We start from the raw sequence: 13,391 nt of genomic DNA, 5'->3' as shown, positions 1-13,391 counted from the left end.
GGATGGACGTGGCATAGTTCGATCACGATGAAACTCAGCAAGGGCGCAAACATAGTAGTACCGACATCCCTTCTAGCCGTGGTCGTTTCATGGCAGTCGGACAATGCGGTGGACGCGCACGCCTTGCTGTTGGACTCCTCGGGCACCGTCCGTTCCGACCGGGACATGGTGTTCTACAACGCGCCGCGGCATGTTTCCCAGGCGGTGACTCTCGACCAAGAACCTCGAGCACGCACCGCGCGGCTGAGCGTGTCACTACCACGCACTGAACCGGATATCGAACGCATCGTCGTCTCCGGCTCGGTCGATGCGGGCACCTTCGCCGACATCCGCGCGATGACCGTCGCCGTGCACGCCGTCGACGGGGTAGTGGCGACATTCGAGATCGACGACGCGGCCGCGGTGTCGGCGCTGATGTTCGGTGAGTTCTATCGCCGGGAGGCTCGCTGGCGGTTCCGCGCACTCGGTCAAGGGTGGTCGCGCGGGCTCGCTGGCCTGGTCACCGAGTTCGGAGTACAGGTCGACGACCCTTCCGAGCCCAGCCGGACCAGGCATCCGAGGAACCCGTTTCGTCCCCACCGCTCTTCGGACGCCTCGGCGAGCACGCCACGGCCGGCCACTACCCCCCGTCCGCATACCTCGGACACCCCGGCCCAAGCGCCCGACCACGCCCACGCTGCCATGCCTGTAGCGCGGACCGGCCGTGCGGTCGACCTCGACCGCCACCGGCCAGTCGCTCCACCGCCGCCGCCACGACCCGAACGGGCCGACTGGCACCCGGACCCCGAAGACCCCCAGCACATGCGCTGGTGGGACGGCACGTCGTGGACCACCGACCGCTACCTGCGCCAGCCGGCCGACGGACAACGCTGCAACCGCTGCGCGGCGCCGCTACGTCGCAAATTGTTCGGCGGGCTCGTGCCATGCGAGCGGTGTGCACGCGAGGTCGACCAGTACCTCGTCCACTGGCACAACCGAGCACAACGCGTCCTGGCCAACCATGGGCCGCGCGGGTCCGAGTGGGCAGCGTTGTGGGCGTCGCTGCGCTATCAGCGCATTCAGCCCGAGTCGGGCCGCCACGCACTGCGCGATGCGGCGCTGAGCTACGTGGAGCGGCTGGCCACCTTCACCTTCGCCGATGGCGAGGTTCGCACCGAGGAGCTGGAGTCCTTCGAGCAGGCGGTCGCCGAACTCTCGCTCGAAGGACCACTGATCGAGGAGCTCCAACGCCGCATGCAGCGGGAGAACCTCCTGTTCCGACTACGCACGGGCGATCTTCCGGTGGTGCGCACGCCGGGGCTGCATCTGGGCCCCGATGAGCAGGTGCACATCGATCTACCGGCGACCCATGTACGACAGCTGGCCCGCGGGCCGCGGCTCACCGACGGCAGGCTGATCGCCAGTAACAAGAAGCTCCGCTTCGTGGGATCCGGCACCGGAACCGAAATGCCATGGTCACGCGTTGTTTCCGTCCATGCGGACGGGGACACGGTGGTGATCGCAGCCACCTCCGCTCGAGGAAGCGCGAGATTCGCCGTCGCAGATCCCGTCTATGTCGCCGCCGCAGTGGAGGGCGCGCTACGAGTAGCCAAACGCCTGGTCCTGGCTCCCGGCCGGCGCGACACGCGCAGTATCCCGCAGGAGGTGAAAGCCGAAGTGTGGCAGCGCGACGGCGGTAGATGTGTGGAATGCGGCGAGGGACACTACCTCGAGTTCGATCACATCATCCCGCTCAGCCGCGGCGGTGCGACCAGCGCCGCCAACCTTCAGGTGTTGTGTCGCACGTGCAACCGAGTCAAAGGCGCACGCATCTAGCGCGCCGACGCCCGCAATGCACCGCGGATCAGTCGACCAGCAAGCCCATCGCCCGCCCCAGATCGGTGAGCATGGCCTCGAACAGGATCTCCGGATTGTCCAGCGGAATCGGGTAGTTGCCGAAAACCTCGAGCGTGACATGCCCGTAGAGCCGCGCCCAGATCTGGATCATCAGATAGGTCACTCCGAGATCCAGCTTCTCGGCGGGGAATTTTTGGCCCGATTCCGCGAGGGCCGCCAACAGTTCGGTCTGGAAGTGCACGAGATCCTCGCGCAGTTCCGGCGGGATGGCGTCGGTGGACGGGGTCACGATGTCGTAGTTCGCCAGCACCGTGCCCGCAGCTGCGAGGAAGATCCGGCCGAACGGCTCGTCGAAGCGCCGCCCCGCCCGCCGATCCCCGGCCCCGGGCGAGGCGAAGACCAAGGTGAACTCTCTGGAATGGGTCAGCGCCCAGCGTCGGAAGCCTCGGCAGATGGCGAAGAGCTGCACGACGCCGTCGTCGGGCACGGTGGCGAGCTCGGCGGTCAACTGTTCGGCGAAGTGGGCGCAGAAGTCCTCCCGTAGGCGCTCCAGCAGGGATTCCAACGAGTCGTAGTAGCGATACAGCGCGGGAGCGGTAACATTCAGCTCCCGCGCGATGGCACGCAAGGTGACCGCGTCGGACCCCCGCTCGATCAACAAGGTTGCCGCGACTCGTCGGATTGCGGCGTCGGTGACGACCGGCGCACGACCCCGTGGTTTCGACTGTTGCACGAAGTGATTCAATCGTATTCGACTTCCCAACGCTTGATTCCGTTCAGCCAGCCCGAGCGCAGCCGCACCGGCTCGGATACCTGCCGCAGATTGGGCATCACGTCGGCAATGGCGTTGAACATCAGGTCGATCTGTAGCCGGGCCAAGTTGGCGCCGACACAGTAGTGGGTGCCGGTACCGCCGAAACCGACATGCGGGTTCGGATCGCGCAACACATCGAAGGTGAACGGGTCGTGGAATGCGTCTTCGTCGAAGTTGGCGGAGCTGTAGAACAGCCCGACGCGCTGGCCCTGCCGAATCGTTTGGCCACCCAGGATCGTGTCGCTGGTGGCGGTGCGCTGGAACGCCGACACCGGGGTCGCCCATCGCACGATCTCGTCGGGCGCGGTGCGCGGGCGTTGTTGCCGGTAGATCTCCCATTGCTCGGGATTGTCGATGAACGCTTTCATGCCGTGTGTGATCGAGTTGCGGGTGGTCTCGTTGCCCGCCACAGCCAGCAAGATGACGAAGAACCCGAACTCGTCGGATCCGAGGCTCTCGCCGTCGACATCGGCATTGACCAACTGCGTGACGATGTCGTTGGCCGGGCACGTACGCCGCTGTTCGGCCATGTTCCACGCGTAGCCCATCACTTCGGCGGTCGCGGTGTATTGGTTGCCCTCGAATTCCGGGTCGTCGTAGGAGATCAACTGGTTGGACCAGTCGAAGATCTTCTTCCGGTCCTCCTGTGGTACGCCGAGCAGTTCGGCGATGGCCTGGAGTGGCAGCTCACAGGCCACTTGCTGGACGAAATCACCGCCGCCGGACTTTTTGGCCTCGTGCACGATCCGTGCGGCGCGTTCGGTGAGTGCGGCCCGCAAGCTTTCGATGGCGCGCGGGGTGAAGCCCTTGGAGATGATATGGCGGATCTTGGTGTGTTTGGGCGGGTCGAGGTTGATCAGCAGCATGTCGCCGACCATGTCTATCTGTTCGCGGGTGGTGTCGTCGCTGTAGCGAATGATCGCCGTGTTCTCGTGCGAGGAGAACAGCCCGGGATTCTTGGAGATCTCCTTGATGTCGTCGAGCTTGGACACGACCCAGTAGCCGCCGTCCTCGAAGCCACCGGCCCGTCCGGGCCGAGCACACCACCAGACCGGGGCAGTGCGCCGCAGCGTGGCGAACTCCTCGATGGGCAGACGAGCGGCAAGCAGGTCGGGGTCGGTGAAGTCGAATCCTGTCGGGATCGAGGGCTTGGTAACGGTCACGGCTCACTCCTACCGGTTCGGTTCAGCGTCGCCCGCATGAGGTGCGAGAACACGCTCGATACCGATGGAACCACAGAAAGAGCATTTGTAAACCCCTTTTAGTAAAAGTTGTTTACTCATATGCCGGATACCGGACGGAACCGGACTGCGTCCGACTCGAAGGCCGGAATCGGACCACGATCGCCGCCGACCCGGAGGTCGTCACTCCAGTCCGACCATCGCCGCGACGAGCCGGGTGGTAGGTGCTGTCCACACCCAGCCCAGTGGCGTCACCGACGGATGTGCGACGGCTGGAGCACGACGACGATGCAAACGCGAGCACAGCCGCCGTACGGCGGTCGAAGTGCGGCAACAGCCGCCCTACGGCGGTCGAAGTGCCGCAACAGCCGCCACGCGGCGGTCAGAGTGCCAGGACAGTGTTCATGATCGTGCCGGCGCTGGTGGCCACGACCCCGCCGATCATGGCTCCCGCCACCATCTTCGGCGACTGCAACCCACCACCGGTCCACTTCTCCCAGGCGAATCGGCCACCCGCGTAGATGATGCTGATGATGCCCGACAGCAACGCGAACCACGTTGCATAGCGGACGAACTGGAGGAGCTTGTCCGCCAACGGCGGCGGCTCCGGGGTCGGGTCGTCGATCTGCGCCAGGATCGCGAACGTATCGCCGACCGACGCCAGAATGCTGCTCACCGTCTACTCCCACTACTCGAAAACAATTCTACCCGCCTGAGTTGCTTCGTGAAAACCGCTCGACCATCGAGGAATCGGCCACTGACGAGGATACGGTCCGGGACACACCTGTGGCGGGCGCATGCTGGAGAACCGTGCACCGAAACGGAAACCGACTCTGCCCCAGTTGTCGTCGTCACTCGACGACCGATTCGTGGTTGTGGCAGTCGAATTCGACCGTCACCAATGCCTATCGACCAGACAGCTGCCCGCAGCGGCAAGCCGACGACCGCGAATTTCACTGTGCTGCATCGACGCGACCACGCGAGCGCGAGCGAACGGATACGATCGGTGCAGCGCACGACTGCCCTGTCCCGAACCCGGAATGAGCGAACGACAATGATCCTGGCCGCCGCTTACGACACCCTGGCGCAGATCGGCAACCCAACTCCGGAGGCACCGCCGATCTCCGACAAGTTCCTTCAGCTGATCCGCTACCTGACCTGGTTCGTCCTGCTTTCGGGCATCACGGGCATCATCTACGCAGGTGGCCGCTTCGCCTGGGAGAAGTGGACCGGCGGCGGACTCGAATCGCCGAAGATGGTGGCGGGAGCCATGATCGGCGGGGTCGTGGCCACCAGCGCCGGCACGATCATGAACGCCGTGATCGGCTGAGCGGCGTTCGGTTCGGACAGTCAGGGATCGCCGAACCGGTGTCGCCGGTTGCCGCGGTTGTGTCATCACATGCCAGACTTGGCCCGTGAGCGAACCTGGCGAAGACCACGGATCGGACAATCGCGCGCTGCGAGACCGCGCCGACGTCATGGGCGCGGGCGTGCTGTGGATGGCCAAGTGGGCGCTGTCGATCGTCGCGATCGCGGCCGGAACCTGGGTAATCGGGTTCCTGGTCGCAAAGTTGTGGGTGGTCATCCTTCCCGTAGCGTTGGCGACCGTGGTGGCCACCGTGTTGTGGCCTCCGGTGCGGTGGCTGATAGCGCACCGCCTGCCACCCGCGGCGGCGGCATTGACGGCGGTTGTCGGTTTCCTCGGAGTCCTCAGTGGGGTCATTGCCCTGATCGTGCCCTCAGTGGTGGACCAAGCGCCGGAACTCGCCGACAAGGCCAGTACCGGAATCAACCAGGTGCGCGATTGGCTGCAAGGACCGCCGCTCAGAATCCGTGAAGAACAACTGGATTCGGCGGTCGATTCCATCATTTCCCGGCTGCAATCCAGTTCCGAGCAGATCGCGACCGGCGTCTTCAGCGGCGTGAGCACCGCGACCTCGATGCTGGTCACCGCGTCACTGGTGCTGGTGCTCACGTTCTTCTTCCTCAAAGACGGTGCGCGCTTTCTGCCATGGATCCACGATGTCGTGGGACCACGGGGCGGCACACACCTGGAAGAAGTGCTCCGCCGCGTCTGGGTGGTTCTCGGTGGGTTCATCCGAACCCAAGCGCTGGTCAGCTTGATCGACGCGGTACTCATCGGCGCGGGACTGGTGATCCTCGGAGTTCCGCTGGCGCTGGTACTCGCGGTCATCACCTTCCTGGGTGGCTTCGTCCCGATGGTCGGCGCCTTCGTCGCCGGAGCGCTCGCGGTGCTGGTCGCGCTGGTGGGTAATGGCTTCGTCACGGCGCTGATCGTGCTCGGCGTCATCGTCGCGGTACAGCAATTGGAGGGCAACGTGCTGCAGCCGGTACTGCAGAGCCGCAGTATGAAGCTGCACGCTGCTATCGTGCTGCTGGCGGTTATCGCGGGCGGCTCACTGTATGGAATAGTCGGCGCTTTCTTGGCCGTCCCGGTCGTCGCGATGGCCGCGGTCGTGCTGCGCTATATCGGTGAACAAGTCGACGCGGCGACCACCGCGCCGCCGAAACAGCCGGACCGACCAGCACCGCCGGGAACAATCGAGCCGCACGAAACCGCCGAGCCCCAGGAATAGCCACCCGTCGCGCGCCACAGGATCACCAGCGACACCGGGGAATTGCGCCGTGTTGGATTGCCGATACGGGCCGGGGCGGGAGTGGCACCCGTTTCGGATCTCCTTTCATCATGCCGGTCGACAAAACCTCGGCGAAAATAGATCCCGCCCCCCATACCGCGGAATTACCGCTTTTCATGCATGCTGCCGGGGCATGATCACCATATGCATAGGCATGTCCGTCGACGGAACAGACCGGACGAATAGAAATCAGAATTTCGCGCATCCGAATGACGCGCGGGATCGAACTAGAAAGGTAGGTATATGTCCTCTTCGGAATGAGGTGGTAGGTCCATGGACATAGAAAAACCCGCGACTTCAGCACACCTATTCGTGCGCCGCGCCGCCACCCTGCTGGTCGCGAGCGCGATCCCGCTCTCGCTGGTCGGCGCGGCGACCGCCGCCGCCAACCCCCTGGTACCCGAGATCACCATCGAGCTTCCCGTCGTACCGGTGCCCACAATCGGGATCGTCACCCCGGTCGCCGACCCCCCTGCGCCACCGGTCTCGGCCGGCCGCAACGATTTGCGCGTCAATCGGCCGATTCCGGATCCGAATGTGCTCGCTCCCGTCATTCCAGAACGTTTACGCTTGCCCGACCCCACCGCGCCCGCACCGCCGGTCGCGCCGATCGAGGCGCCTCCGGGCACCCTGCGGGTCGGTTCCGTTGTGGTTCCTCGCCCGGATTTCCTACCTCCCGACATAGCCGAGCAGATCAACGATGCGATCGCCGGTGCGGAAGCAGGTCTCGCCCAGACGTTCGATTCCGCCGGCTTCGAGCCCTCGCGCTCCGACCGGATGGCGTCAGATGTCGTCGGTTCCGCCGCCATCGGGGCATCGGTAGGCAGTTTGGTGGCTTCCCCCATCGCATCGGTGGGCTTGATCATCGGCGGAATCTCCGGCGCCATCGCCGGTATCCCGATGTTCCCCGCCGGCATGATCGCCACCATCGCCCTCGGTGCGGCCATCGGCTATGCGTTCGTCGCGGCACCAGCCATTGCAGCGGGCGCGGTCGTCGGTGCAGGGGTGGGCCTTGCCACAGGTCTGCTGACACCGCCGACAGTCCCGGCTGGATAGGCTCACCTACCAGGAAGACCTGGTTTCGGCCGGGTCTTCCTGCCTGCGGCGGGCAGACGGTCGAGCGTAGGCCTCCACGCCTGCGCACACCGCGGATTCCGCACTGTGTCGGTCGCTCGCAGGCGGTCAGTCGCGCAAAGCCTGCTCGCGCAACGACTTCAGTGTCTTGGCAAGAATTCGCGAGACCTGCATCTGCGAGCAGCCGATCTGCCGGGCAATCTGCTCCTGGGACATGGAGTCGAAAAAACGCATGGCCAGCACCTGTTTTTCGCGGTCCGGCAATGCGGCCAACAGTGGCGTGACCGCCAGGCAATTGTCCACGATGCCGAAATCCGGGTCCTCCGCCCCGAGTGAGTCCAGCACCGAAAAGCCAGGAGAGTCCGACTCTCCGATATCGGAAACAGCGTCGATCGAGGAGGTCTTGTACGCATTGCGCGCGATGAGCGCCTGCGTCACTTCGTTCAGATCGACGCCCAATTCCTCGGCGATTTCCCGCGCTCGTGGCACCCGGCCCAACCGCTGCGACAGCGTCTCCACCGTAGGGCCGAGCATCGATTGAATCTCCTTGATTCGCCGTGGCACCCGCACCGACCATGCGTAGTCCCGAAAGTGCCGGCGCACCTCCCCGACGATCGTCGGTACCGCGAACGACAGGAAGGTCGCCCCGCGGGTCGGGTCGAATCGATCGACCGCGGCGAGCATGCCCACTCGGGCGATCTGCACCAGATCCTCGAAATTCTCCCCGCGGCCGGAAAACTTGCGCGCGATATGGTCGGCCAGCGGAAGGCAGCGGCCGATGACTTCTGTGCGCACCGCCTCGCGCCGTGGATCGTCCAGCGACAATGCGGCCAACTCCACGAACAGCGGCTCGATATTGTCGTAGCTGTCCGGCTTCGAGGCGCGCTTGGCTGCGCCCCGATTCGACGTGCTACTCATTCGAGCCACCGCGCACCCAACGAAAATCGACGACAGTCGGGTAGCCCGCGACAGCGGCGTCGAACACCTCCTGCGAGGCGCTGACCGAGTCGGTCAGCGTGGCAACGACGTGCCAGCCGAAGCCGGCCCGATCCGGGCTGGCGTCCGACGCAGTGACCGCACGCACCCGCACGTCCACCGTCGGCCCGTCGAAGCCGAACACGCAGTCGAGTTCCGACCCGTCCACCGCATCGAGTACCAACGCACTGGCGACCTCGTCGAGGGCCAGCCGAATATCGGTCACCTCGTCGATGCCGAAGTCGGCCATGAGCAGAACGGTCTCGGCGATGGCACGCAACATCGCCAGCTGATCCGACGCCGCCGGCACCCGGACACCGACCGTGCCGGTCCGTGTCGCGGGCGGAGTCCCCTCGCTGTTGCTCATGCGCCACTCCCAGAAGTCGCGTGCTCCGTCGGAGCGACCAGTCGGTGCCCTGGCCGCTGGCGGTACTCGATGTGTGTACCGGGCGAAGCCAGCGTACTGGCCCTGCGAGTTCATCAGTCCCGAATTCATCACCCGACATTCCGGCGCCGGCCGAACTCGCACCGTTGCAGGCCGTGCCGCAACCGGCCGACGCCGCCGCACGCACCACGTGTGTCGCAGCGAACTCCCCCGGGGACCGTGTGCCCAAGTGCATTCGTGCACCCCCCGTTATCGAAATGTAACGTGGCGAGATAGCCCTCTCGACACCCATCACAAGGAGTTGGAAACCGTGCAGGAGGTACTCCAGCCGCTGCTCGTCCTCGGCGGCACGCTCGTAGCCACCGTGGCGACCGGCCTGCTGATCGACCGCCTGCTGCGGTACACCGCGAAGCGACATCCGACCACCCGGTTGGCGAGTCTGCTGCGCCGCGTACAACTGCCGCTGCAAGCTTTGCTGGCGACCGCCGGATTGCACTTCACGTATCCGGCTGCACAGCTGGAATCACGCCATGACGAGGTGATTCTCAACGTGCTCGCCACCATGGCGATCTTGGCCGCCGTCTGGCTCACCGTTCGTGCGGCCGACGCTGTCGCGAAGAACACGCTCGACCAGTACGCCAGCCGGACGGCCGACACCGCCCGGGTGCGGCGACTGCACACTCAGCTCACGTTGGTGCGCCGGATCATCACGACGGTGCTGGCCGTGACGACCACCGCGGTCGCGATGCTGGTGCTCTTTCCCGACCTGCGCACCCTGGGGACCTCGTTGCTGGCCTCCGCCGGTGTGATCGGCATCATCGCCGGCGTGGCAGCGCAGTCCACACTCGGCAATCTCATGGCCGGGCTGCAGATCGCGTTCGGCGATTCGGTGAAGATCGGTGACACCGTAGTGGTGGAGGGAGAGTGGGGCACCGTCGAGGAGATCACCCTCACCTTCCTCACGGTACGAGTCTGGGACGACCGTCGGTTGACGATGCCGGTGTCCTATTTCAACAGCAAACCCTATGAGAACTGGTCCAAGGGCGGGCCGCAGATCACCGGTACCGTCTTTCTCTATCTGGATCACAGCACCCCGGTAGCTCAGTTGCGCGCGCATCTGCACACGTACCTGCGCACCCGCGCGGACTGGGATGGGCGCGCGTGGAATCTGCTGGTCACCGACAGCACACCCACCGGCATCGTGGTGCGCGCATCGATGTCGGCCCGCAATGCCGACGAGGTCTGGACCCTGCGGTGCGCGGTCCGCGAGGAGCTGCTCGGCTGGCTGGCTCGCGATCATGCCTACGCGCTGCCGAAGATCCCCACCACCGCCGCGGCGGCAGCGCCGGCCACCGCGACTCCTGCCACAGCCGTCGCACGGTGAACCGCCACGATAGGAGCTATAGCGCGGTGTGCACGAAGTGAACTATGGCACAGCTGCCGCAGTGACGATACCGTTGGTCTATGACTGTGCCCGATTCGGTCGAATTTCATTTCGACCCCATGTGCCCGTGGGCCTACCAGACATCGTTGTGGATACGCGAGGTCCGGAGCGTGACCGGATTGCGGATCGAGTGGCGATTCTTCAGCCTCGAGGAGATCAATCGAGTCGAGGGCAAGAAGCATCCGTGGGAGCGCCCGTGGTCCTACGGGTGGTCGCTCATGCGGATCGGCGCACTGTTGCGCCGCGGGGGTCAGGATGCGCTGGATCGGTGGTATGCCGCAATCGGGCGCGAGCTACACGAGCTCGGCGGCAAACCACACGACCCGGACATCGCGCGCCAACTGCTCGAACGACTGGGCTTCTCCGCCTCGGTGCTCGATGAGGCGATGGCGGACGAGTCCACACACGCGGACGTGCGCGCCGACCACGACCGAGTGACAGCGGCAGGCGGTTTCGGTGTCCCCACCCTGTTCTTCCCCGATGGATCCCCGCTGTTCGGGCCGGTCTTGATCGATCCACCGACCGGCGATCGCGCGGTGCGCCTGTGGAATTGGGTCACAGGCATGCTCGAGTTCCCGCACCTCTACGAAATTCAGCGGCCCAAGAGCGTGGCCGATGCCGAGCGCATCGGCGCAGCACTGAAGCCCTATTTGCGCGGCCGTGACTGGGTGTCGGTCGATCGGGGCAAGGTCATCGACATGTCGGCATTCGAGGAATCGGCGCGCTGATCCAGTGACAACCGCCTACCCGCTCAGGAGAATGCCGCAGCGGTCAGTCCAACGCTCGTTGCGAGAAACGAACCGACACTGACGCTCCGGTAGACCACGGTGTCCGCCCACTGCTCACGAAAAGCCAAGGGGAGAAACAAGAGCGGATTGAGCAACGTACCGACGACGATCGTCGCCGCGATCCAGGTCGGCAGATCGGGTACGGCGAGGCCGACCGCGATCAGGATGACCCCCATGATCACGAAGTCGAGGTGAGTCTGCAGCAACCTGCGCGGACTACGAACTCCCAGCCGCTGCAGAAGCTGTGGTGCGGCCACACCGGCGGCGACCGGCCACCCCATCAGTGCGCCGAATGCCAACTCCAACAAACCGATTCGAACCAGAGTGCTCATCGTGTCACCCCACGAGGGAGCACGGTTGCTGCAGTCGACATGTGTCGAACGCTACTACACCTGGCGGCGACGTCGCCGACCGTGACCGGCGGTCACCCAGGACGGTGTTGCTGTCGTCGGCATGGATGGGCGGCACGACGAGCCTGGTCGTGGCACACCTCGCGGCCGACCTCGGTGGCGCCGACCAGGTCGATGTCGCGATCCGTTGGGATGACCGGGACCGAGCGGGCGCCGACTCGGTCGAATTCATGGATCGGCTGGGGTACGACGTCGAAGTCGTCGAACACGGCGTACGCCGCACCGTCGACCCGCTCAGCGCGAGCGCTCGCGTGCGCATCGGTGACAGCGAAACCTCTGTCGCGCGCATCGACACCCCGGAGCAATTCACACTGCCGCTGACTCTCGGTACGACCACCGCCACCACGCGCATCGGATTCAGCTCTGCTGCAACAACCTCCGCCCTCATGGCGGTCAAGCGGCTCGGCTTCTTCCGTTGGGGGCGCGGCGACCGGTTCACCCGAATCCGTCGCGCCCTGCTCTACGCTCCCGGAGCAGGAGGAGTCGCGCAGGTGCGCATCGATGTGCGACACGGGGCCGAGACCCGGACCGCTCTGCTCACCGACCCGGCCGGACAAGCGCACCTGACTGCGGTCGGCGCCGTTCTGGGCGTGCAGCGGGCACTCGGCGTGGACGGTGCCCCCGCCCACCGGGGCCTGAGTTTCCCCGAGAACACGCCGATCCCGAAGGCGGTCGGGGCGATGCTGGCCGCGCATGGTGTCGAATTGACCGACGAGCCCGGCTCGACGCGGATGCCGTCCGCATGACCGAGCCGGACACACAGGCAGCGGTGCGTGGCGCCACGGCCAAAGGTGCGCGCCGACGCGCTGCGCTACTGGACGTCGCTGAAGACATCCTCTTCGAATCGGGGCACGAGGCGCTCACTCTGCGAGCCGTGGCGGCGCGCGCGGGCATTCGACTCGGGCACGTGCAGTACTACTTCGCGACGCGGGCCGACATTGTCGGGGCGGTGTTGGATCGCACACTGTCCCGTTCGCTGGACCGGCTCGCACCCTTGCTGGAAGACGTGACGGGACCGGCGGCGAATGTGATTCGGCGACTGCTCGCCGAGCAAGACGACCCACACGTGGTTCGAATCTACGCCGAACTGTGGGCGCTGGCCGGACGCGACGATCAGGTCACCACGGCAGTCCGCCGCTTCTACGATTCCTACCAACAGCAGGTGACGACGGTGATCACCGAGCGTAATCCGGTCGCGCCCCGGGATCTTTGCCGCCGCAGGGCGCAAGTTCTGACCATTCTCCTGGAAGGGGCTTCGCTATTTCGCTCCGGAATCGCCGACCGGATCGATGCGCGCACCGAGGACCTGCTGATCGCCACCGCCGCCGCACTGCTGGACGAAGGCCCGAATGAGTGGGCGCCTACCGCGGGGTGAGGATGAAAACGGGGATCTGGCGCTCGGTCCTGGCTTGAAACTCCGTTGCCTGAGGAAATATCTCGACCGCACGCGCCCACCAGGCCGCTTTCTCCTCGCCGAAGACCTCACGTGCGACGTAGTCCTTGGTGACCGCACCATCGCGCAGTTCCACATGCGGGTCGGCCTTGACGTTGTAGTACCACGCCGGGTGCCTCTCGGCGCCACCGTCGGAGGCAGCCGCGGCGTACTCGCCGTTGTGCTCGATACGAATCAACGGGGTCTTGCGTAGTTTGCCGGTCTTCGCTCCCCTGCTGGTCAGCACGACGATGGGTACGCCGAGCAAGGTCGCGGCCTTCGTGCCGCTGGAGTTTTCGTATTCCTCGGCCTGCTCGCGGGACACATCGTTCGTACTCGGCTCGTATTCACCTGTCAGTGGCATACTCACCCGAACATCCCGCTAGGGGGATGTA

Annotated in this window: 15 protein-coding genes; 8 read left to right on the top strand and 7 right to left on the bottom strand. The window is 65.3% G+C overall.

Features of this window, described 5'->3' with window-relative positions:
• The first annotated feature begins 27 nt into the window (after window positions 1–27).
• Complete coding sequence (locus tag K940_RS0109415) at window positions 28–1,815, top strand: TerD family protein (RefSeq protein WP_028477321.1); 1,788 nt, start codon at window positions 28–30, stop codon at window positions 1,813–1,815.
• 28 nt (window positions 1,816–1,843) lie between these two features.
• Here the strand turns inward: K940_RS0109415 and K940_RS0109410 are convergent, their stop codons facing one another.
• From K940_RS0109410 to K940_RS0109395, 3 genes are all read right to left on the bottom strand, one after another.
• Window positions 1,844–2,569, bottom strand: a complete 726-nt coding sequence (locus K940_RS0109410; RefSeq protein ID WP_028477320.1) for a TetR/AcrR family transcriptional regulator — start codon at window positions 2,567–2,569, stop codon at window positions 1,844–1,846.
• An 8-nt stretch (window positions 2,570–2,577) separates the two neighbouring features.
• On the bottom strand, window positions 2,578–3,813 hold the full coding sequence (locus K940_RS0109405; RefSeq protein WP_028477319.1) for a cytochrome P450: 1,236 nt from the start codon (window positions 3,811–3,813) through the stop codon (window positions 2,578–2,580).
• A 400-nt stretch (window positions 3,814–4,213) separates the two neighbouring features.
• Window positions 4,214–4,507 carry a hypothetical protein gene (locus K940_RS0109395; RefSeq protein WP_028477317.1) on the bottom strand — a complete coding sequence of 98 codons (294 nt, stop codon included), beginning with the start codon at window positions 4,505–4,507 and terminating at the stop codon, window positions 4,214–4,216.
• A gap of 378 nt (window positions 4,508–4,885) precedes the next feature.
• Here K940_RS0109395 and K940_RS0109390 point away from each other — a divergent pair, with 378 nt between their 5' ends.
• From K940_RS0109390 to K940_RS30695, 3 genes are all read left to right on the top strand, one after another.
• The gene (locus K940_RS0109390) at window positions 4,886–5,161 is read left to right on the top strand and encodes a hypothetical protein (protein ID WP_028477316.1); all 276 of its coding nucleotides are present in this window, start codon (window positions 4,886–4,888) and stop codon (window positions 5,159–5,161) included.
• A gap of 148 nt (window positions 5,162–5,309) precedes the next feature.
• On the top strand, window positions 5,310–6,428 hold the full coding sequence (locus K940_RS27640; RefSeq protein WP_081706250.1) for an AI-2E family transporter: 1,119 nt from the start codon (window positions 5,310–5,312) through the stop codon (window positions 6,426–6,428).
• Between the two features lie 333 nt (window positions 6,429–6,761).
• Window positions 6,762–7,544 (top strand): hypothetical protein, encoded by a 783-nt coding sequence (locus K940_RS30695; RefSeq protein ID WP_051407040.1) that lies wholly within the window; start codon window positions 6,762–6,764, stop codon window positions 7,542–7,544.
• A 126-nt stretch (window positions 7,545–7,670) separates the two neighbouring features.
• Here the strand turns inward: K940_RS30695 and K940_RS0109375 are convergent, their stop codons facing one another.
• A complete protein-coding gene (locus tag K940_RS0109375) occupies window positions 7,671–8,480 on the bottom strand; it encodes an RNA polymerase sigma factor SigF (protein WP_028477315.1) in 810 nt (269 codons plus the stop codon).
• Window positions 8,473–8,904, bottom strand: coding sequence for an anti-sigma factor (locus K940_RS0109370; protein ID WP_028477314.1), 432 nt, complete (start codon window positions 8,902–8,904; stop codon window positions 8,473–8,475). The genes K940_RS0109375 and K940_RS0109370 overlap by 8 nt, the downstream gene beginning before the upstream one ends.
• A gap of 328 nt (window positions 8,905–9,232) precedes the next feature.
• On the opposite strand from K940_RS0109370, the gene K940_RS27630 reads away from it, so the two are divergent.
• Window positions 9,233–10,306, top strand: a complete 1,074-nt coding sequence (locus K940_RS27630; protein ID WP_036528125.1) for a mechanosensitive ion channel family protein — start codon at window positions 9,233–9,235, stop codon at window positions 10,304–10,306.
• Between the two features lie 80 nt (window positions 10,307–10,386).
• Window positions 10,387–11,094 carry a DsbA family protein gene (locus tag K940_RS0109360; protein ID WP_028477313.1) on the top strand — a complete coding sequence of 236 codons (708 nt, stop codon included), beginning with the start codon at window positions 10,387–10,389 and terminating at the stop codon, window positions 11,092–11,094.
• Between the two features lie 23 nt (window positions 11,095–11,117).
• Here K940_RS0109360 and K940_RS0109355 read toward each other — a convergent pair whose 3' ends face one another.
• The gene (locus K940_RS0109355) at window positions 11,118–11,486 is read right to left on the bottom strand and encodes a hypothetical protein (protein ID WP_028477312.1); all 369 of its coding nucleotides are present in this window, start codon (window positions 11,484–11,486) and stop codon (window positions 11,118–11,120) included.
• Window positions 11,487–11,527: 41 nt separating this feature from the next.
• Between K940_RS0109355 and K940_RS27625 the strand changes: the two genes are divergently transcribed.
• Window positions 11,528–12,310, top strand: coding sequence for a hypothetical protein (locus K940_RS27625; protein ID WP_196812150.1), 783 nt, complete (start codon window positions 11,528–11,530; stop codon window positions 12,308–12,310).
• A complete protein-coding gene (locus K940_RS0109345) occupies window positions 12,307–12,939 on the top strand; it encodes a TetR/AcrR family transcriptional regulator (RefSeq protein ID WP_028477311.1) in 633 nt (210 codons plus the stop codon). Before K940_RS27625 ends, K940_RS0109345 begins: the two co-directional genes overlap by 4 nt.
• Here K940_RS0109345 and K940_RS0109340 read toward each other — a convergent pair.
• Window positions 12,926–13,360 carry a nitroreductase family deazaflavin-dependent oxidoreductase gene (locus tag K940_RS0109340; RefSeq protein WP_028477310.1) on the bottom strand — a complete coding sequence of 145 codons (435 nt, stop codon included), beginning with the start codon at window positions 13,358–13,360 and terminating at the stop codon, window positions 12,926–12,928. The genes K940_RS0109345 and K940_RS0109340 overlap by 14 nt on opposite strands.
• Between the last annotated feature and the right edge of the window lie 31 nt (window positions 13,361–13,391).

Source organism: Nocardia sp. CNY236, from assembly GCF_000482385.1.
Classification (GTDB): Bacteria; Actinomycetota; Actinomycetes; order Mycobacteriales; family Mycobacteriaceae; genus Nocardia.
Note: the sequence above shows the minus strand (reverse complement) of the source record. Positions and strands in the feature narration are given on the sequence as shown.

What these genes read in the sequence shown, in the direction of transcription:
- K940_RS0109415 (WP_028477321.1), top strand. Translation starts at nt 28, where the DNA reads ATGAAACTCAGCAAGGGCGCAAACATAGTAGTACCGACATCCCTTCTA.
- K940_RS0109390 (WP_028477316.1), top strand. Translation starts at nt 4,886, where the DNA reads ATGATCCTGGCCGCCGCTTACGACACCCTGGCGCAGATCGGCAACCCA.
- K940_RS27640 (WP_081706250.1), top strand. Translation starts at nt 5,310, where the DNA reads ATGGGCGCGGGCGTGCTGTGGATGGCCAAGTGGGCGCTGTCGATCGTC.
- K940_RS30695 (WP_051407040.1), top strand. Translation starts at nt 6,762, where the DNA reads ATGGACATAGAAAAACCCGCGACTTCAGCACACCTATTCGTGCGCCGC.
- K940_RS0109375 (WP_028477315.1), bottom strand. Translation starts at nt 8,480, where the DNA reads ATGAGTAGCACGTCGAATCGGGGCGCAGCCAAGCGCGCCTCGAAGCCG.
- K940_RS0109370 (WP_028477314.1), bottom strand. Translation starts at nt 8,904, where the DNA reads ATGAGCAACAGCGAGGGGACTCCGCCCGCGACACGGACCGGCACGGTC.
- K940_RS0109360 (WP_028477313.1), top strand. Translation starts at nt 10,387, where the DNA reads ATGACTGTGCCCGATTCGGTCGAATTTCATTTCGACCCCATGTGCCCG.
- K940_RS0109355 (WP_028477312.1), bottom strand. Translation starts at nt 11,486, where the DNA reads ATGAGCACTCTGGTTCGAATCGGTTTGTTGGAGTTGGCATTCGGCGCA.
- K940_RS0109345 (WP_028477311.1), top strand. Translation starts at nt 12,307, where the DNA reads ATGACCGAGCCGGACACACAGGCAGCGGTGCGTGGCGCCACGGCCAAA.
- K940_RS0109340 (WP_028477310.1), bottom strand. Translation starts at nt 13,360, where the DNA reads ATGCCACTGACAGGTGAATACGAGCCGAGTACGAACGATGTGTCCCGC.